The sequence below is a fragment of the Rhizobium arsenicireducens genome, assembly GCF_964021225.1.
The window spans coordinates 1,996,468-2,014,481 of record NZ_CAXHYK020000001.1 but is presented as its reverse complement, the minus strand read 5'-3'; the positions used below and the strand labels follow the sequence as shown (position 1 = coordinate 2,014,481).

Here is an 18,014-nt window from a genome sequence, read left to right as displayed (position 1 = left end):
CCACCTAGATGGGCATCGGGTATTCGCGATGTATCTTGGCGATCCCCTTCAGCACACCGTCCGGTAGAACGAGATCCGCAGCGCCGATATTGACTTTCAACTGCTCGATGGATGTCGCGCCAATGATGACCGAAGCCATGAAGGGTCTTGTCAGGCAAAAGGCGATGGCAAGCGCCGACGGGTCGATCCCATGTGCCCTGGCGAGTTCCACATAGGCGCGGGTGGGTGCTTCCTGCAGCGGCTGCAGGCGGCCGCCGAGGTCGCCGTTGATCGCGGCGCGCGATCCGGCAGGTTTGTTCCCGCCGAGATACTTTCCGCTCAAGAGCCCGGCAGCAAGCGGCGAATAGGCCAGCAGGCCGACGTCCTCGTGGTGGGATAGCTCCGCCATGTCGAGGTCGTAATGGCGGTAGAGCAGATTGTATTCGTTCTGCACGGTCGCGACGCGCGGCAATCCGCGGGCCTCGGCCAGCGCGATGAACTTCTGCGTGCCCCAGGTCGTCTCGTTGGAGAGGCCAATGGCGCGGATCTTGCCGGCCTTGACGCATTCGTCGAGCGCTTCGAGCTTTTCGTTCATGTCTGCAAGCGCACGCTCGCGGTTCTGGCCAAAGGGATTGTAGACCCAGGCCTGGCGGAAGTGGAAATGTCCGCGATTGGGCCAGTGGATCTGGTAGAGGTCGATGTAGTCGGTCTGCAGGCGCTTGAGGCTGGCGTCCACCGCCTCCCGGATCGAAGCGCCGGTGATCGCCTTGCCCTCGCGGATATAGGGTCGGCCGGCGCCGGCGACCTTGGTGGCCAAAACCACGTCCTTTCGCTTGCCGGTCCTGGCGAACCAGTTGCCGATGATCGTTTCGGTCAGGGCGTAGGTCTCGGGCGAAAGCGGCGTAGTCGGGTAGAGTTCGGCGGTGTCGAAGAAGTTCACACCCTTTTCGACGGCGTAATCCATCTGCTCGAAGGCTTCGGCCTGGGTGTTCTGCGAGCCCCAGGTCATGGTGCCGAGGCAGATTTCGGAGACCGATATGTCGGTGCGGCCGAGATTATTGTATTTCATGAAAAGGGATCCGTGCTGGGGGCTTCAGAAAGAGAAAAGGTCGTGCGCGAATTTAAGAGCGCGTCGACCATTCGCAAGTGCAAAATGAGCCGAATTCGTTCCGTGGGCAAAATGCGCGCCCAGGCGTCCCGGTCTTGACACACTCGGGAAACACGGCAATGGGAAAAGAAAAAAGCCAGGGAAGAACATCATCCCGAGAAGGAATATCCCCATGAGCATTGCATTCACATTCCCCGGCCAGGGCAGTCAGGCTGTCGGCATGGGCAAGGAGCTTGCCGAAACTTATGCCGAAGCCAAGGCGGTTTTTGCCGAAGTCGACGAGGCGCTGGGAGAGAAACTCTCCGCGACCATGTTCGAGGGACCAGAAGAAACGCTGACGCTCACCGCCAATGCGCAACCGGCGCTTATGGCGGTATCGATGGCGGTGATCCGCGTCATGCAGGGCCGCGGCCTCGATCTCAAGTCCAGGGTATCCTTCGTCGCCGGTCATTCGCTCGGCGAATATTCCGCGCTCTGTGCTGCCGGCACCTTTTCGCTCGCCGACACCGCGCGTCTCCTGCGCATCCGCGGCAATGCCATGCAGGCCGCCGTTCCGGCGGGCGAGGGCGCGATGGCGGCGATCATCGGCCTCGAACGAGGCGACGTGGAGATTGTCTGCGAGGAAGCGTCCGCCACGGGTCCCTGCCAGATTGCGAACGACAACGGCGGTGGCCAGCTGGTCATCTCTGGCGGGAAGGCGGCCGTCGAGAAGGCGGCGGCCCTTGCCAGCGAAAAGGGCGCCAAACGCGCCATCATGTTGCCAGTCTCGGCACCCTTCCATTCGGCTCTGATGGGGCCAGCCGCCGAAACCATGCGTGAGGCGCTGGCGAAGGTGGCGAAGCATGATCCAGTCGTCCCGCTGATCGCCAATGTCCGGGCCGCCCCCGTCACCGACGCCAGTGAGATCCTCGATCTGCTCGTCGAGCAGGTGACCGGCCAGGTGCGCTGGCGCGAGACGGTCGAGTGGTTCGCGGCAAATGGTGTGACGACACTTTATGAAGTAGGTTCAGGCAAGGTGCTGACCGGGCTGGCGCGCCGCATCGACAAGAACGTCAGTGGCATTGCCGTCAACTCTCCGGCCGACATCGACGCGGCGCTTGCCGCGCTGCTCGGCTGATTGACTGGATGATCTGGAACAAGGAACTAGGAACATGTTTGACCTGACCGGCCGCAAGGCCCTCGTGACCGGTGCGACCGGTGGTATCGGCGAGGAGATCGCCAGGCAGTTGCACGCCCAGGGCGCGATCGTCGGCCTGCACGGCACGCGCGTCGAAAAGCTCGAGGCACTCGCCGCCGAACTCGGCGACCGCGTCAAGATCTTCCCGGCCAACCTGTCCGATCGCGACGAGGTCAAGGCGCTCGGCGAGAAGGCTGAAGCAGACCTCGAAGGCGTCGACATCCTCGTCAACAATGCCGGCATCACCAAGGATGGCCTTTTTGTCCGCATGCAGGACGCCGACTGGGACAGTGTCCTGGAAGTCAATCTGACGGCCGTTTTCCGCCTGACGCGCGAGCTCACCCATCCGATGATGCGCCGCCGCTTCGGTCGCATCATCAACATCACTTCGGTGGTCGGCGTCACCGGCAATCCGGGGCAGGCCAACTACTGCGCCTCGAAGGCCGGCATGATCGGCCTTTCCAAGTCGCTCGCCCAGGAAATCGCGACGCGCAACGTGACCGTCAACTGCGTCGCACCGGGCTTCATCGAAAGCTCCATGACCGGCAAGCTCAACGACAAGCAGAAGGACGCGATCATGGGCGCCATCCCGATGCGCCGCATGGGCACCGGCTCGGAAGTCGCATCCGCCGTCGTCTACCTCGCTTCCAATGAGGCGGGCTACATGACCGGGCAGACGCTGCACGTCAACGGCGGCATGGCAATGATCTGATTGAACGTTGCCCGTGATGCCGTTGTTTCCCAATTGGATGTTGAGCACTGCCCCGGGGCGACTTTTCTGGCTTTGCGGCGCGGCTAAACCGTGTTAAGCGGGCCATGACTGTGAACAGTCGTTCCGAATTTCACGGGGATCGCTATGCGTTTGATTGCATGGTTTTGTTCGTTGAAGCGGGGCTGAACGGGTTTGCCGGTGGCAGAGAAAATGTTCACCGGTTTGAAACAGGGTAGGGAAGTCGTCCAGACGCCCCTGAGATTAAGAAGGTCGAGGAAACCGACATGAGCGATATCGCAGAACGCGTGAAGAAAATTGTTGTTGATCATCTCGGCGTTGACGCTGAAAAGGTTGTTGAAGGCGCCAGCTTCATCGACGATCTGGGTGCGGACTCGCTCGACACTGTCGAACTGGTCATGGCCTTCGAAGAAGAGTTCGGCGTCGAGATCCCGGACGATGCCGCTGACTCGATCCTGACGGTCGGCGACGCTGTAAAGTTCATCGAGAAGGCTCAGCCCTGATCGAGCGCAAATATAGCGGCAAGGCGGCTTTGGCCGCCTGTGCTGCCGGGGCCCGCGACCTGCGGGCCTTACTGTTTTCTGATGGCATCGACTGCAAGAGTGGGGTGGACTACGAGCGATGAGACGTGTCGTTATCACCGGTACCGGCATGGTATCTCCGCTAGGGTGTGGAACTGAACTGACCTGGGCGAAACTTCTCGCCGGCGAAAGTGGTGCCCGCCTCGTAACTGAATTCGAAGTCGATGATCTGCCGGCCAAGGTGGCCTGCCGCATCCCCACCGGCAATGCCGAGGGTGCCTTCAATCCTGACGACTGGATGGAGCACAAGGAGCAGCGCAAGGTCGATCACTTCATCATCTATGCGATCGCTGCCGCCGACATGGCGCTTAAGGATGCCGACTGGCATCCGAAGACCAATGACGACCAGTGTGCGACTGGCGTTCTGATCGGTTCCGGCATCGGCGGCATCGAAGGCATCGTTGAAGCCGGCTACATCCTGCGCGACAAGGGTCCGCGGCGCCTGTCGCCATTCTTCATTCCAGGCCGCCTGATCAACCTCGCCTCCGGCCAGGTGTCGATCCGCCACAAGCTGCGCGGTCCCAATCATTCGGTCGTTACGGCCTGCTCCACCGGCGCCCATGCCATCGGCGATGCGGCGCGGCTGATCGCTTTCGGCGATGCCGACGTAATGGTGGCCGGCGGCACGGAATCGCCGATCAGCCGCATTTCTCTCGCCGGCTTTGCCGCCTGCAAGGCTTTGTCGACGGCGCGCAACGACGATCCGAAGGCGGCCTCGCGTCCCTATGACAAGGATCGAGACGGTTTCGTCATGGGCGAGGGTGCAGGGATCGTTGTGCTCGAGGAACTCGAGCACGCCAAGGCGCGCGGCGCCAAGATCTATGCCGAAGTGGTCGGTTACGGCCTGTCCGGCGATGCCTTCCACATTACCGCCCCATCCGAGGATGGCGACGGCGCCTTCCGCTGCATGACCATGGCGCTGAAGCGCGCCGGTCTGGCGCCGGCCGATGTCGATTACATCAATGCCCATGGCACTTCGACCATGGCGGATACGATCGAGCTCGGCGCCGTCGAGCGTCTGGTCGGTGAATCTGCCTCGAAGATATCGATGTCGTCGACCAAGTCGGCCATCGGCCACCTGCTCGGTGCAGCCGGTGCCGTGGAGGCGATTTTCTCGGCACTTGCCATTCGCGACAATGTCGCTCCTCCGACGCTCAACCTCGACAATCCCGCTGTCGAGACGGCGATCGATCTCGTGCCCCACAGGGCGCGCAAGCGCGAAATCAACGTCGCGCTGTCCAATTCGTTCGGATTTGGCGGTACAAACGCCTCCCTGGTGCTGAAGCGCTATCAGGGCTGAGCGCCGCCAACAGGCTGGAGCTTGTGGATGCCGGCCCGTCGGGGACGGCATTGACCTGTTTTCTGCCGCATTGCTTGGCCAGACAGCAGCGATACCGAACTGAAGAGGATTGCCGGTGACCGACAATAGCCAGAACAGCGGAGTTTCTTTTGGTCGCGGATCGGAGGCATCTCCCAAGGGGCCGATCATTCCCAAGTCTCCGAACGAAGCGCTGCGGCCGGAGCGGGTACCCGCCCCGCCTCGCCGCTCGCGCAAGGCACGCAGCCAGTTGGTGATCTTCCTGAATTTCTTGATGACCCTGACCGTGGCGGTCTTCGCGATCGCGGTCGCCGGCTTTTTCTATGTGACGTCGACCTATCAGAATCCCGGGCCGCTTGCGACCAACACCAATTTCGTCGTTCGGAGCGGCGCAGGCCTTGCTGAGATTGCCGGCAGCCTCGAGCGCAACGGCATCATCGGCGACGCCCGTATCTTCCGCCATGTCACTGCGACCTACCTGAAGGAAGGAGAGACCCTGAAGGCCGGTGAATACGAAATCAAAGCGTCGGCGTCGATGAAGGAGATCATGGAACTCTTGAAGTCGGGCAGATCCATTCTCTATTCCGTGTCCATGCCGGAGGGGCTGACGGTTAAGCAGATGTTCAAGCGTCTGGCGGACGATCCGGTGCTGGAAGGGGAACTGCCGGCAGAACTGCCCGCCGAGGGTTCGCTTCGGCCCGACACCTACAAATATTCGCGCGGCACAAAGCGCAGCGAGATCGTCAGCCAGATGGCGGCCGCGCAGGAAAAGCTCATCGACCAGATCTGGGAAAAGCGCGACCCTGACCTTCCGATCAAGACGAAGGAGGAGTTTGTCACGCTCGCATCGATCGTCGAAAAGGAGACCGGCAAGGATGACGAAAGGGCGCATGTCGCATCAGTCTTCATCAACCGCCTTGCCAAGGGCATGCGTCTTCAATCCGACCCGACCATCATCTACGGCCTCTTCGGCGGCGACGGCAAGCCTTCCGACCGGCCGATCTATCAGTCGGACCTGAAGAAGGAAACGCCGTACAACACCTATGTTATCAAGGGACTGCCGCCAGGCCCCATCGCCAATCCGGGCCGCGCTGCCCTTGAAGCCGTCGCTCATCCGTGGAAGACGAAGGACCTGTACTTCGTCGCCGATGGCAGCGGCGGTCATGCTTTCGCCGCAACGCTCGATGAGCACAACGCGAATGTGAGGAACTGGCGCAAGATCGAGGCTGAACGCGGGGAGGATCCGGGTGCGGCAGTCGATGCGCCGCCGGAAGCCGACCCGGATGCCGTCGTTGGCAAAAAGAAGAACTGAGCAGCAAACCGGGGACGGGCGATGGCACTACAATCCATGACCGGCTTTGCCCGCAGCGAAGGAACCAGCGGCCGGTATCGCTGGGCTTGGGAACTTCGCTCGGTCAATGGCAAGGGGCTCGACATCCGCATGCGCTTGCCGCAGGGCATGGAGGGCTTGGAGCCGGAAATCAGGCGCCTGCTGTCACAATATGTGACGCGTGGTAATGTTCAGGTTGGGTTGACCGTGCAGGTCAGCGAAAACCGCGTAGAAGCCGTGGTGAACCGTGACGCGCTCGATGCCCTGCTGAAGCTGAGGGACGATCTGGGCGACGGGCTCGTTGATCCCGCACCGATCAGGCTCGATGCGCTACTGTCGATCCGTGGTCTCGTCGAGTTCAAGGAAGCGTCCGACGACCCCGAGGCGATTGCCAGTCGCGATGCGGATATTCTCGCCGGGCTGGAACGCGCCGTGCATTCGCTCAGCGAGATGCGACGCATCGAGGGCGATGCGCTCTGCCGCCTGCTATCGGACCAGGTGAGTCACATCGAGGATCTGGCGCGAACCGTCGAGGCCGACCCCTCGCGCCAGCCAGACGAGATCGCCCGCAGGCTGGAAAGCCAGATAAATGCACTGATCGGTGCCGCGGCAACACTCGACCGCGATCGGCTGCATGCCGAAGTCGCGTTGCTGGCCACCCGGGCCGATCTGCGCGAGGAGATCGATCGGTTGAAGGCGCATGTCGCGGCTGCGCGCGATCTCTTGGCCATAGGCGGGCCAGTCGGTCGAAAGCTGGATTTCATCGCGCAGGAATTCAATCGCGAATCGAATACCATCTGCTCCAAGTCGAATGCCGTGGCTGTGACCTCCGCGGGCATCGAGCTTAAGGTCGTGATCGACCAGTTCCGCGAACAGGTCCAGAATTTGGAGTGAACGGATGGTACAGGGCAAGGGGACGATCATACCGATCGCGCGGCGCGGGCTAATGCTGGTGATCTCGTCGCCGTCAGGCGCGGGAAAGTCGACGATCGCCCGAAATCTGATGGAACGCGACCGCCATATCGGCATGTCAGTCAGCGTTACCACGCGCCAGCGCCGCCAGAGCGAGATAGAGGGGGTACATTACCACTTCGTCTCGCCGCGCGAGTTTGAGCGCATGCGCGATTCGGACTCTTTACTGGAATGGGCCGAGGTTCACGGGAACTTCTACGGCACGCCACGGGATCCCGTCGAACTTGCCATGTCGGAAGGTCGCGATATGCTTTTCGATATCGACTGGCAGGGCGCCCAGCAACTGCAGGACAAGATGAAGGCGGACGTCGTGTCGATCTTCATCCTGCCGCCGACTATGGCGGAACTGCAGTCACGCCTGCACCGCCGCGCCGAAGATACCGAGGAGGTTATCCAGACCCGGCTTGCCAATTCCCGGGCGGAAATCTCCCACTGGCGCGAATATGACTATGTGATCGTCAACGACGATCTGGATTCCGCCTTCGATGCCGTGCAGTCGATCGTCAAGGCCGAGCGCCTGCGCCGTGACCGGCGTCACGGCTTGTTCGACTTCGTCAGCACGCTGGTCGCTTCGGACGGCCAGTGATCGCGATCTGTTCTTGCGATGGCAATTTAGGCTGAGGGCAGTCCGTTACAGCAAATTGGCGATCCGGCAGAATTCTTCGACCGAAAGCGTCTCGGCGCGCCGCGCCGGATCGATGGCGGCCTTGCCGAGCAGCGTCTCGCCACCGAGCGGCTTGAGGCTCTGGCGCAGCATCTTGCGACGTTGGCCGAAGGCGGCTTGTGTTACGCGTTCGAGCTTCTCCACATCGCAGGGAAGGGGCTCTGCCCTTGGCACCAGATGCACAACCGACGACGTCACCTTTGGCGGCGGCGTGAAGGCCTGCGGCGGCACTTCGAAGGCCATGTGCGCCTCGGTGCGCCAGCCGCACAGCACGCCGAGCCGGCCATAGTGATCGTCGCTCTCGTCGGCGACGATACGCAGGCCGACTTCCCTCTGGAACATCAGCGTCAGCGATTGCCAGAACGGCGGCCACTTCCTCGGCAGCAGCCAGTTGATCAGCAACTGCGTGCCGACATTGTAGGGCAGATTGGCGATGATCTTGACCGGACCCTCAGGCGCCATCGCCTCGAAATCGGTCTTCAGCGCATCGCCCTCGATTACCTCGAGGCGTCCGGGATAATAGTCTGCGATTTCGGCGAGTGCCGGCAGGCAGCGCGCGTCGCGTTCGACGGCGATGACCTTCTTGGCGCCAAGCGACAATATGGCGCGCGTCAGGCCGCCCGGGCCGGGGCCGACCTCGAACACCGTCACGCCTTCCAGCGGCCCGGCGGTGCGGGCAATCTTTTGCGTAAGGTTGAGGTCGAGCAGGAAGTTCTGGCCGAGAGCCTTGCGCGCGTCGAGCCCGTGGCGGGCGATCACGTCGCGCAGCGGTGGCAGTCCGTCAATGGCGGCCATCAGGTTTTTGCTTCGCTCGTCCGGCTGATCTCGTCGGCGAGTTTCAGCGCCGCAATCAGACTGTCCTCGCGGGCGATTCCCTGGCCGGCGATCCCGAAGGCAGTGCCGTGGTCCGGTGAGGTCCGGACGAAGGGGAGCCCGAGCGTGACATTGACCGAATCATCGAAGCCGAGCGCCTTGACAGGGATCAGCGCCTGATCGTGATACATGCAGATGGCGACGTCGTAGCGCCGGCGGGCATCGTCATGGAACATGGTATCGGCCGGTAGCGGACCAAACGCATCAATGCCCTCGCCGCGCAGCTTCATGATGGCCGGATGGATGACGTCCTCGTCCTCATGGCCGATCGCGCCACCTTCGCCGGCATGTGGGTTGAGCCCGGCGACAGCGAGACGGGGATGGGCAATGCCGAAACGGTTCTTCAGATCTCTGGCGACGATCCGGCAGGTCTCGATGATCGCTGCCTCTGTGAGCGCGCCGGGCACGTCCTTGATCGGGATGTGGATCGTCACGGGTACGGCTCGGACCTTGGGGCCTGCCAGCATCATCACCGGGCGATAGGTCTCGCCGGTGCTGCGCCTCGCGAGCTCGGCGAGGAATTCGGTGTGACCGGGAAACGCGAACCCCGCTTCGTAGAGCACGGATTTGGCAATCGGATTGGTGACCATGGCGCGCGCCTTGCCGTCGAAGCAGAGCTGCACGGCGGACTCGATGGCCGCTATCGTGCTCTTGGCATTGGCGACGTGCGGCTCGCCGGCAACGACATCGAAGCCGATCGGAACGGGGAGAACGGGAAGCGCCTTGTCAAACACGCCAAACGCGCCGCCTGCATCCGTTTCCTTGAGCGGTACATCGAGGTCGAGCTGGCGTGCGCGAACTGCAAGTACAGCCGGATCCCCGATGAAGAGAAAGGGCGGCAATTGGGATTCCGCCCGCTTCACCCATGCGCCGAGCGCAATGTCGGGACCGATGCCTGCCGGGTCGCCCTGGCTAAGCGCAAGAGGAAGGTGGTCGGCAGAGGTCATCCGGTGCTCGGCTCAGTTGTTGGCGATCTGTGCTTTCGAGCGCAGTTCTTCCAGATATTTCTTGGCATTCGGGTTGTCGTCCTGCTTTTCCTTGCCGAGGTCTTCGGCGCGGAAAACGACTTCCGCTGCGACATCGTCCGAGACCTGGCGCTGGTTGCAGATCGCCAGATACTCGACGCCGCGCTCGGTCACGCGCGTACCGGTCGTCCCGCCCGTAGCCTTCTCGATCAGCGGCTTCCAGTCTGGCGGCAGCTCGGGTTCGAGTACGCGGCCGAGATTGCGGATCGAGACATCCAGATAATTCTTGGCGAAGGCCATGGCGCCGTCGCAGCCTGGAAATTTGGCACGCGAGGCTTCGGCTTCTGCCTTGCGCTTGCCGACAATGCCTTTCTTCGAGGCCGGAACCACGAATATGACCTGCTTCAGGAAGTACTCGGTGGTCACCGGCTTCTCTTTGTTCTCCAGAAGGCGGGTGACGAGTTCCTGGTTCGACAGCTTGTTCTTTGAACCGTAGCGGGCATTGACGAGGCGAGGCCAGCTCATCGATACGGCAATATAAGCCTTGAAGTGCTCGACCCCGACACCAGCCTGGCCCAGGATCGTGTCCATCTGCTGGGGCGAAAGCTTGTTGCCGGAGGCGAAACGCGCATAGGCGGCATCAACATCGGACGTGCTGACCGACATGCCGACACGAGCGATTTCCTGCCGCTTCAGAGCTTCGTCAATCAGCTCTTGCTTGGCGATCTGGTTCAAATTGCCGGTGCGGCGCTGCAGGCGAAGGAAGGCGACACGCCGCGAGACATCACCATTGGTAATGGCCGCCTTGTTGACGACGGCGACGACCTGGCTGGCAGCCTGAGCAACGTTGCCGACGGTCGCGTCACCCGCAACAATCGCCAGCGCAACCGCGCAGGCGAGCAGCAACCGCTTCCCCTTCTTTGCAATGGCCATCATCTTCCTTTCCAGCAGGAGCAACAGCGTGCTCATCCCGCCTAAACATAGTCCGGTCAAAGTATAATCTGTCGCACCGATTGCACAATCTGTGCGGCGAAACAATGACGCTGCCGGCAATTGCGAGGGGCTTAGCCGGGAACCAGCCTCAATTGAACCCAGTCAACTCCGTATCGCCAATCTTGACGTCGCCGAGCGTACGGAAGGTTAGGCGTGCGCCGATCGACCAGTCGCTCGCCGATTCCTCTTCGGGATCGTACTTGTCCGAGTAGACGAGTGAGAACACCGTGCATTCGTCGGCGTAGGAGATGCCGATGCCCTTGCGGTTAATGATGCTATCGTCGATGTCCCAGGTAATCGACCCGAACAGCGACCAATACTCGCTGACCTTGATTGAACTCGCAGACTGGATTTCGTCATTGCGCGCTGCCAATCCGTATTCGGGTTGTGCCGCGATCTGCGTGTAGGTCAAGCTCGTCTGAAGCGTCTCGTTGGAGAAGGAAACATTTGCATCAGCGCGGCGCAGCGCCAGGGTTCGCTCATCGAGGCGGACATTGGTTGCGACCGACAGGCCATTGGGCATATCGACGCCAGCCATCCCCACAAGGTCCGAGCGGGAGGTCTCGAGGCCGGAATCGGTGCCGACCTTGACGAGATCGTCGGTGGCGAAGGAGTTCAGGCCGGCGATATGGTAGGATTGGCCAAACACGCCGCGTACGCCGAAGCCGTTGTCGAAAGAACCGGTATAGCGCAAGCCGACATTGGCACGGGTGCCCCCCTCGACCCGGTCATAGCCGGAGAATTTGTCGCGATCGAAAAGGTTGGTCGCATCGAAGACAAAGCTCTGCGCGTCCTCGTTCGGAAGACGACCAGCCAGTTGCTCGTCGTTGCGCGCATAGATCTGGGCGATTGGCTCAATGATATGGCTGCTGTTGTTGGTCGTAATCAGCAGCGGGTAGCGAGCCTCGAGCCCCGCCGTCAGCATGTAGCGGGTTTCAGCCGTCTGTGAGGTGACGTTTCCGGTGTAGTCGGCTGGTGCATTGACGTCCAGGCCGTAGGCGTCGCCGCGGGCGGCAAGCAGCGGCGTCAGTTGCAGGCCACCTGGCACGCTGAGGGTGCGCTTCCATTCAAGTTCGCCGGTCAGACGGCTCGAAGTGCCTTTGAGGCCGGGGAAACGATCGTCGATGCCATCGCCATCGACGTCGAGTTCGTCAGACTTGAAGCGGGACAGGGCGGTGAAGTTCAGATTGCCGGAAAGCTGGCCTCCGGCGACCGGTTCGGGAGCATAGTAGGCATAGTCCACCGAGGGCAGCACCGTTGGCTGCATTTTTTCGGCATTGTTCTGAGGGTCGGCGTTCTGGACGTCGAAGTAGTAGCCGCGCATGTCGAAGGAATTGCGCTTGCCGAGTCCCGTCAGGTAGACTTGATTGGTGTGGGTGGTGTCGTCGAGCCCTTCGAGGCTGTAGGTCCGGGCAAAATTATTGTCGCTCTGAAGCATGACGTCCCAGCCGAAGCTCCAGCGCGGGTTGATCACGAACTTGCCTTCGGACGCCACCATGCCGCGCAGGTCCCGATCGGCGTCGCTGGTCCCTGCGTCGAAGTTTTCGCGGTTCAACTGGTCAATGCCGGCCGCACGGAACGAAGCGGTGCCGTTCTCGAAGCGCTGGCGGATTTCGGCCTCAAGCAGAACACCCTGGCTGGTTAGGCCGGTCGCCTTGACGGTCGCGTCGCGATGGTTCGAAATGGCGAAATAATAGGGAACCGTCAGGCCGAAGCCGAGGTTTTCCGATGTGCGCATCACGGGGAAGAGAAAGCCGGATTTGCGCTTGACGGTGTGGTCGGGCACTTCGATCGCTGGCAGGACGGCGATCGTGCGGCCGAACAGTTCGAAGCGGGCCTTCTCCAGCCGCACCGTGTGCTTCTCGCCGTTCTGGATCACCCGCTCGGCCTTGACCTGCCAAAGCGGCGGACGTTCCGGATGATCAGCGCATGGCAGGCAGGCGGTGTAGACGCCCTTGTTGAGGATCATGTCCCGACCGTCCACACGCTCGCCGCTCTCGGCGGCCAGCCGGGTATTGTCGGTCGTCTCAATTCGCAGTGCCTTGACGAAGCCGTCGGCGAAATTGTCGGTCACGTCGAGCGTGTCCGCATACATGCGGTTACCGCCCGGCTCGACCAGTTCAATGTTGCCGGAGGCCGTCATGCGGCCGGTCTTCTGGTCGTAGACGACCGTGCTGGCGACCATCTGGTAGCCGCCGTAGTTGATCTGCACGCCACCGATCGCGGTTACGCGTTCAGCGTCACGGTCATAGACCAGTTCATTGGCTGCCAGCAGGAGCTTTGCATCTTCGGGAATACCAGTTGTGAGCGCGGGGGCTGGCTGGCCATCCTGGGCGCGTGCGACCACGGCCGGTGACACCAATGCGCACACGGCAACTCCCGTCAGCAGGGCTAGGGCTAGCCTTCTGATATTCTCGCGGTCACTTACCGCCACTAACCATCCTCCTGATGAAGCAGGATTGTCGCTCCCAAGGCCATCGCCACGACGACTGGAACCCAAGCCGCAACGAACGGCGGTACGACACCGCTGCTTCCGAATGCCTTTACAAGCACGGTCACCACATAAAGCACGAAGCCCGACAGGATTCCACCCAGAATCACCGAGCGAGATTGGTTGAACCTGCTGAATTTTAATGAGACGGTTGCAGCAATCAGAGTCATTGCGACCAATAGGAATGGTAGCGAGAGAAGTGAATGAAACTGCGTCTCAAGCGCTTTGGTCGATACACCGAATGATTTGGCGACGGCGATTTTCCTAGAAAGATCATAAAAAGCAACGGTCTCCGGTTGGGCGAGGCGTTCCTGGACGAACTCCTGTTTCAGATTGGTACTGACTTTGGCTGTGGCGAGCCTTGTGGGTATCTCACCGGGACGGGTCTCCGTCACCTCGGTAAGCATCCAGTAACCATCTTTCAATTTCGCCGAGTGCGCGTCCTGTCTCAGAATGATGCGGCCGTCGCTGTCGAAATGGATCAGGACGGCGCCGACGAGGAAGGTTCCGTCTTCAAGAACCGTCTCAGCGCCGACAACCACATCGGCCTTGCCGCTGATCTGCCGCAACCACGGCACGGCGTTGGAGGAGGGGCGTCCTCCGCTCTCGCGCGAATTCGCCTCGAACTGCAGTGCCTGCCGCTGGCCCCAGGCCGCGAGCGGATTGATGACGAAAGAAGTGGTCAGCCCGACGAGGAATGCGCCGACGAGGAAGGGCGCCATGAACTGCCAGACCGAGATGCCGGCAGCGCGCGCGATGACGAGTTCGGATTTCCGGTTGAGGGCGATCAGTGTCGTCATGCCAACGAACAGCGTGATGAAGGGGATCGTCTGCTGCAAGATAGAGGGGAGGCGAAGCGCTGTCAGCCAAAGCAACTCCCACACGGAAAAGACCCCTCGTCCGGCAAGCCGCCCTGAGGTTTCGCTGAAGTCGATCAGATAGGCGATGGCAATGACGCCGGCGAGGAACCAGAGCATCGTCGTTACATACCGGCGGAAGAAGTAACGCCCGAGTGTCAGCATCATGACGCAGACCCATTGCCGGATGATTCGCGACGCGGGAAATGCGCAGCCAGCGCGTTCCACAGTCGGGCCGAGGCATTGCGGATGGCGCAGGGGAGACGCAATTGTCGGCCTGTGAACAACAGGAAGGCGGAAACGCCGCCGCCCGCCAATGGCACAGCATAGACGAGAGGCACGAAGGCGGCGTCGCCTTCGGCCAACTTCACGGAGTAGTTTGATAGCCAGTAAAGCCCGAGGGCGATGGCCAGCGACGATGCCATCGGATGAAGCCGAGCTTCGCGATGCGAGCGGGCATTGCCGCAGATTACAAGTGCGATCAGCGCAAACACCAGCGGCATGGCCCAGGTGCTCAGCCGACGATGCAATTCGCTGCGATATTCACCGGCGTTCTTCTGCACATGCGGGTCGCTGGGATCGGGATTGAGCAGGAAAGGAAGATCACGGTCGATCGCACTGAGGCGGGCCTGGCCGCGCGTCTGCGACAGATCGGAGAGGTCGAAGGAATAGGAATCGAATCGCACGATCGACACCTCACCTTCGGGCGTCTTGCGCTGCACCTCGCCGTCCTTCATCACCAGCGCCGTGCCGCTCTCGTCGACCGCGCCCTCCCGAGCGTAGTAGATGAGAGAGTAGGCGGGATCGCGCGAGTCGGCGACAAACAGACCACGCAGCACGCGCCCGGACAGGCGTTCCGAGATCTGCACATAGAGACCGTCCTCGATCCGGCGGAAGCTCTTCTCCTCGATGACCGTCGACAGAAGGTCGGCATAGGCGGCGGCAATCATGTGGCGCGTCCCGACCCGCAACTTGGGCTCGACGAAATTGGCCATGAGGAAGGAAAAGACGCTGAGCGCGACGGCGAAAAGGAGAAGCGGTCGGCTGATGGTGCGGCGCGGCGCGCCCGCCGCGTCGATCACCGTCAGTTCCGAATCATTGTTCATCGCTGTCAGCGTCTGGGTGATTCCGATCACCAGCGCGAAGGGCAGGACGGCCGGAACGATGGTCGGCAGGATGAGCGTCGCGAGCTTCATGAACGAGCCGACCGACTGGCCGCTGTCGGTCACCAGATTGATTCGCGCCAGCACCTGCGTAGTCCAGATGATCGCCAGCACCGGCAGGAGCGCGGTGAGGAACATCTGGCCGACACGCCGCAGGATGTAGAGTTCGAGTAGCTTCATGCCGTTCCCTGGGGGCGCGGCAATCCGATTGCGCCCGCGATTAAGGATTGGCTCTCTCTACGACGCTTGCGGCATTTTGGCGACAGGCGGCCTTCGCTTTTCCGCATTGTCATACTGCGTTTTTCCGCACTCGCGCTATTTCGAACACGGCCACCACCAGCGCGAAGACGACCGGGGAGGAGAGCCAGCCGAGCACGACGTCCGAAAGATAATGACCGCCGAAGCTGAGGCGGAAGGCCGGCGTGATCAACGATACGGCAACAATGCCGGACGCCAAGACGAGACGGAATTTTTTCTGGAGGAGCGGGATCAGGCAGATCAGCCATCCGGCGCCGGCGGCCTCGCCTGATACGAAGGAACAGTTGTTGTCGCACTGGCCGGCAAAGGATCCCGCCGGCATGAATGGCTGCTCGCCGCCGAAAAGATCGGTCTGGTGCGGCCGCGGGCGACCGGAGAAGCTCTTGAGCAGCAGGTTGACCAGAACATAGGGCCCGAGGAAGAATGCGATCAGGGAAAGGCCGTAGCGCCGCACCTTTGCCGGTTCGTAGGTCGCCCCGTGGTGCTGCAGAGCCTTGACCAGGGCTATGATCACAACGATTGCCGCCGCGGACGGAGCGTAAAACAGGACTTTGCGCAGAAAGATAAGGAGCGGGTCCAGCCGAGAGGGGAAGTCGCCACAGACGACACCAGCGGCGGTCCCGTCCGGGCATTGGGTTCTGTCAAAGAACGCTGCGCTCGTGGTGATGTCCAATACCGGAAAGAAATAGAAGATTGCCAGCAGCAGCCACCACAGCGTGAACAGGGCCAGCGCCAGGATGCTGGCGCGATAAGCGTCCCCGTCGCGGCGGAGCGAATCGAGCAGGGCTTTGTAGTCTGACTTCGGCAAAGGCGATTCCATATCCATTTGTTGTCACTTCGCTCGATCTGCGCGGAGCGGGCGGAACCTATCCGCACTCGGCTTGGCCTGACAAGAGGCCGCGCTATCACGTTCCCTCCATCGGGGATAGTCACCCGGCCACGACCGGTTTTCCTTGCCTTAGCAGCGGAAAAGGAGAAGATCGCGGTCCGCTTCTCTTAAATCCTTCCATGCTCGATGGAGTCCCCATGGCCAGCAAGATCGACATTACCTTTTCCAAATCCCATCGTGTCACGGGAGGTGTCGCCGTCCTGTTGAAGACGGTCGAGGCGGATCTGCCGTCCGGCGCCGCGGAAGCCGATCCGGCTGGCATCTATGCCCGCGCCGCCAAGGTCGCAAAATTCACCGGCAAGTCCATGGCCACTCTCGACATCGTCGCCCCGCACGGCTCGGAGGCCGATCGTATCGTCGTCATCGGGCTGGGCAAGGCCGAAACGATCGCGGCCCATGACTGGCTGAAGGCCGGCGGCAAGGCCGCGGCCTCGCTCAAGGGCGCCGACAAGGCCACCGTCTTCCTTGATGTTGCCGGTCTGGAGATCTCGCCAAAAGCTGCCGCCGACTTCGCGCTCGGCATGCTGCTGCGCGCCTACAAGTTCGACACCTACAAGACCAAGAAAAAGAACGACGTCAATGGTGACGATGACGCCAATTCCAACGACAAGGACGTCAGGGTTACCATCGTCATGGCCGACGCGGCTGTGGCGAAGAAGGCCTTCGCGGATGCTGAGGCGGTAGCCGAGGGTGTGATCTTGGCGCGCAACCTCGTCAACGAGCCGGCCAACGTGCTCGGCCCGGAAGAATTCGCCGACACGGCGAAGAAGCTCGAATCACTTGGCGTGGACATCGAGATCCTCGGCGAAAAGGAGATAAAGAAGCTCGGCATGGGCGCGCTGCTCGGCGTGGCTCAAGGCTCGGTGCGTCCGCCGCGCCTTGTCGTCATGCAGTGGAAGGGCGGCAAGGCGAAGGACAAGCCGATCGCCTTCGTTGGCAAGGGCGTCGTGTTCGACACCGGCGGTATCTCGATCAAGCCGTCCGCCGGCATGGAGGACATGAAGGGCGACATGGGTGGCGCCGCCGCCGTGACGGGCCTGATGCACACGCTCGCCGCCCGCAAGGCCAAGGCGAACGTCGTCGGTATCATCGGCCTCGTGGAGAACATGCCCGACGGCAATGCGCAGCGGCCGGGCGACATCGTCACCTCGATGTCCGGCCAGACGATCGAGGTCATCAACACCGATGCGGAAGGCCGCCTCGTGCTCGCCGATGCGCTTTGGTATTGCAACGACCGCTTCAAGCCGGAATTCATGGTCAACCTCGCGACGCTCACCGGCGCGGTCCTGGTGGCGCTCGGCAATCTGCATGCCGGACTGTTCTCCAATGACGATGCGCTTTCGGAAAAATTGCTCGCCGCCGGTCTTGCCACCAACGAGCGCCTCTGGCGCCTGCCGATGGGCAAGGACTACGACAAGATGATCGATTCGAAGTTCGCCGACATGAAGAACTCGAGCGGCCGTCATGCCGGTTCGATCGCTGCGGCGCAGTTCCTCAAGCGATTCGTCAAAGACACGCCCTGGGCCCATCTCGACATCGCCGGCACGGCCATGTCATCGCCGGCGGACGAAATCAACCAGTCTTGGGGCTCGGGCTTCGGCGTGCGCCTGCTCGACGAACTGGTCCGCTCCAACTACGAAGCGTGACATTGCAGAGGGCAGGGGTC

General features: G+C 61.7%; 16 protein-coding genes. 8 read left to right on the top strand and 8 right to left on the bottom strand.

Annotated elements, in window-relative coordinates; translation table 11 throughout:
- Positions 1 to 4: 4 nt before the first annotated feature.
- Positions 5 to 1,048, bottom strand: a complete 1,044-nt coding sequence (locus tag ACWPVA_RS09955) for an aldo/keto reductase (protein ID WP_454287529.1) — start codon at positions 1,046 to 1,048, stop codon at positions 5 to 7.
- Between the two features lie 211 nt (positions 1,049 to 1,259).
- Between ACWPVA_RS09955 and fabD the strand changes: the two genes are divergently transcribed.
- The 7 genes from fabD to gmk all read left to right on the top strand — a co-directional run bounded on the left by fabD (position 1,260) and on the right by gmk (position 7,781).
- Positions 1,260 to 2,204, top strand: a complete 945-nt coding sequence (gene fabD, locus ACWPVA_RS09950; protein ID WP_454287528.1) for an ACP S-malonyltransferase — start codon at positions 1,260 to 1,262, stop codon at positions 2,202 to 2,204.
- A gap of 34 nt (positions 2,205 to 2,238) precedes the next feature.
- On the top strand, positions 2,239 to 2,976 hold the full coding sequence (gene fabG, locus ACWPVA_RS09945; protein ID WP_454287527.1) for a 3-oxoacyl-[acyl-carrier-protein] reductase: 738 nt from the start codon (positions 2,239 to 2,241) through the stop codon (positions 2,974 to 2,976).
- A 284-nt stretch (positions 2,977 to 3,260) separates the two neighbouring features.
- Positions 3,261 to 3,497 carry an acyl carrier protein gene (locus ACWPVA_RS09940; RefSeq protein WP_028736116.1) on the top strand — a complete coding sequence of 79 codons (237 nt, stop codon included), beginning with the start codon at positions 3,261 to 3,263 and terminating at the stop codon, positions 3,495 to 3,497.
- 118 nt (positions 3,498 to 3,615) lie between these two features.
- A complete protein-coding gene (fabF, locus tag ACWPVA_RS09935; protein ID WP_454287526.1) occupies positions 3,616 to 4,875 on the top strand; it encodes a beta-ketoacyl-ACP synthase II in 1,260 nt (419 codons plus the stop codon).
- Between the two features lie 115 nt (positions 4,876 to 4,990).
- Positions 4,991 to 6,205: an endolytic transglycosylase MltG gene (gene mltG / locus ACWPVA_RS09930; RefSeq protein ID WP_454287525.1), complete on the top strand. Its 1,215-nt coding sequence runs from the start codon at positions 4,991 to 4,993 to the stop codon at positions 6,203 to 6,205.
- A gap of 21 nt (positions 6,206 to 6,226) precedes the next feature.
- Positions 6,227 to 7,117 (top strand): YicC/YloC family endoribonuclease, encoded by an 891-nt coding sequence (locus ACWPVA_RS09925; protein ID WP_454287524.1) that lies wholly within the window; start codon positions 6,227 to 6,229, stop codon positions 7,115 to 7,117.
- Positions 7,118 to 7,121: 4 nt separating this feature from the next.
- Positions 7,122 to 7,781, top strand: coding sequence for a guanylate kinase (gene gmk, locus ACWPVA_RS09920; protein ID WP_454287523.1), 660 nt, complete (start codon positions 7,122 to 7,124; stop codon positions 7,779 to 7,781).
- Positions 7,782 to 7,826: 45 nt separating this feature from the next.
- Here the strand turns inward: gmk and rsmA are convergent, their stop codons facing one another.
- From rsmA to ACWPVA_RS09885, 7 genes are all read right to left on the bottom strand, one after another.
- Entirely contained in the window at positions 7,827 to 8,654 is an 828-nt protein-coding gene (gene rsmA / locus ACWPVA_RS09915) for a 16S rRNA (adenine(1518)-N(6)/adenine(1519)-N(6))-dimethyltransferase RsmA (RefSeq protein WP_454287522.1), read from the bottom strand.
- Positions 8,654 to 9,679 (bottom strand): 4-hydroxythreonine-4-phosphate dehydrogenase PdxA, encoded by a 1,026-nt coding sequence (gene pdxA, locus ACWPVA_RS09910; RefSeq protein ID WP_454287521.1) that lies wholly within the window; start codon positions 9,677 to 9,679, stop codon positions 8,654 to 8,656. Before pdxA ends, rsmA begins: the two co-directional genes overlap by 1 nt.
- A 12-nt stretch (positions 9,680 to 9,691) precedes the next feature.
- On the bottom strand, positions 9,692 to 10,630 hold the full coding sequence (locus ACWPVA_RS09905; RefSeq protein ID WP_454289564.1) for a SurA N-terminal domain-containing protein: 939 nt from the start codon (positions 10,628 to 10,630) through the stop codon (positions 9,692 to 9,694).
- A 148-nt stretch (positions 10,631 to 10,778) separates the two neighbouring features.
- Positions 10,779 to 13,124 (bottom strand): LPS-assembly protein LptD, encoded by a 2,346-nt coding sequence (locus ACWPVA_RS09900; RefSeq protein WP_454287520.1) that lies wholly within the window; start codon positions 13,122 to 13,124, stop codon positions 10,779 to 10,781.
- On the bottom strand, positions 13,124 to 14,206 hold the full coding sequence (lptG, locus tag ACWPVA_RS09895) for an LPS export ABC transporter permease LptG (RefSeq protein WP_454287519.1): 1,083 nt from the start codon (positions 14,204 to 14,206) through the stop codon (positions 13,124 to 13,126). Before lptG ends, ACWPVA_RS09900 begins: the two co-directional genes overlap by 1 nt.
- Positions 14,203 to 15,381: an LPS export ABC transporter permease LptF gene (gene lptF / locus ACWPVA_RS09890; RefSeq protein ID WP_454287518.1), complete on the bottom strand. Its 1,179-nt coding sequence runs from the start codon at positions 15,379 to 15,381 to the stop codon at positions 14,203 to 14,205. Before lptF ends, lptG begins: the two co-directional genes overlap by 4 nt.
- Positions 15,382 to 15,490: 109 nt before the next feature.
- Positions 15,491 to 16,267 carry a phosphatase PAP2 family protein gene (locus ACWPVA_RS09885; RefSeq protein WP_454287517.1) on the bottom strand — a complete coding sequence of 259 codons (777 nt, stop codon included), beginning with the start codon at positions 16,265 to 16,267 and terminating at the stop codon, positions 15,491 to 15,493.
- A 218-nt stretch (positions 16,268 to 16,485) separates the two neighbouring features.
- On the opposite strand from ACWPVA_RS09885, the gene ACWPVA_RS09880 reads away from it, so the two are divergent.
- Positions 16,486 to 17,994, top strand: a complete 1,509-nt coding sequence (locus ACWPVA_RS09880; protein WP_454287516.1) for a leucyl aminopeptidase — start codon at positions 16,486 to 16,488, stop codon at positions 17,992 to 17,994.
- Positions 17,995 to 18,014: the final 20 nt, after the last annotated feature.

Coding starts and splice junctions, on each gene's coding strand:
- ACWPVA_RS09955 (WP_454287529.1), bottom strand. CDS start 1,048: ATGAAATACAATAATCTCGGCCGCACCGACATATCGGTCTCCGAAATC.
- fabD (WP_454287528.1), top strand. CDS start 1,260: ATGAGCATTGCATTCACATTCCCCGGCCAGGGCAGTCAGGCTGTCGGC.
- fabG (WP_454287527.1), top strand. CDS start 2,239: ATGTTTGACCTGACCGGCCGCAAGGCCCTCGTGACCGGTGCGACCGGT.
- ACWPVA_RS09940 (WP_028736116.1), top strand. CDS start 3,261: ATGAGCGATATCGCAGAACGCGTGAAGAAAATTGTTGTTGATCATCTC.
- fabF (WP_454287526.1), top strand. CDS start 3,616: ATGAGACGTGTCGTTATCACCGGTACCGGCATGGTATCTCCGCTAGGG.
- ACWPVA_RS09925 (WP_454287524.1), top strand. CDS start 6,227: ATGGCACTACAATCCATGACCGGCTTTGCCCGCAGCGAAGGAACCAGC.
- gmk (WP_454287523.1), top strand. CDS start 7,122: ATGGTACAGGGCAAGGGGACGATCATACCGATCGCGCGGCGCGGGCTA.
- rsmA (WP_454287522.1), bottom strand. CDS start 8,654: ATGGCCGCCATTGACGGACTGCCACCGCTGCGCGACGTGATCGCCCGC.
- pdxA (WP_454287521.1), bottom strand. CDS start 9,679: ATGACCTCTGCCGACCACCTTCCTCTTGCGCTTAGCCAGGGCGACCCG.
- ACWPVA_RS09905 (WP_454289564.1), bottom strand. CDS start 10,630: ATGGCCATTGCAAAGAAGGGGAAGCGGTTGCTGCTCGCCTGCGCGGTT.
- lptG (WP_454287519.1), bottom strand. CDS start 14,206: ATGATGCTGACACTCGGGCGTTACTTCTTCCGCCGGTATGTAACGACG.
- lptF (WP_454287518.1), bottom strand. CDS start 15,381: ATGAAGCTACTCGAACTCTACATCCTGCGGCGTGTCGGCCAGATGTTC.
- ACWPVA_RS09880 (WP_454287516.1), top strand. CDS start 16,486: ATGGCCAGCAAGATCGACATTACCTTTTCCAAATCCCATCGTGTCACG.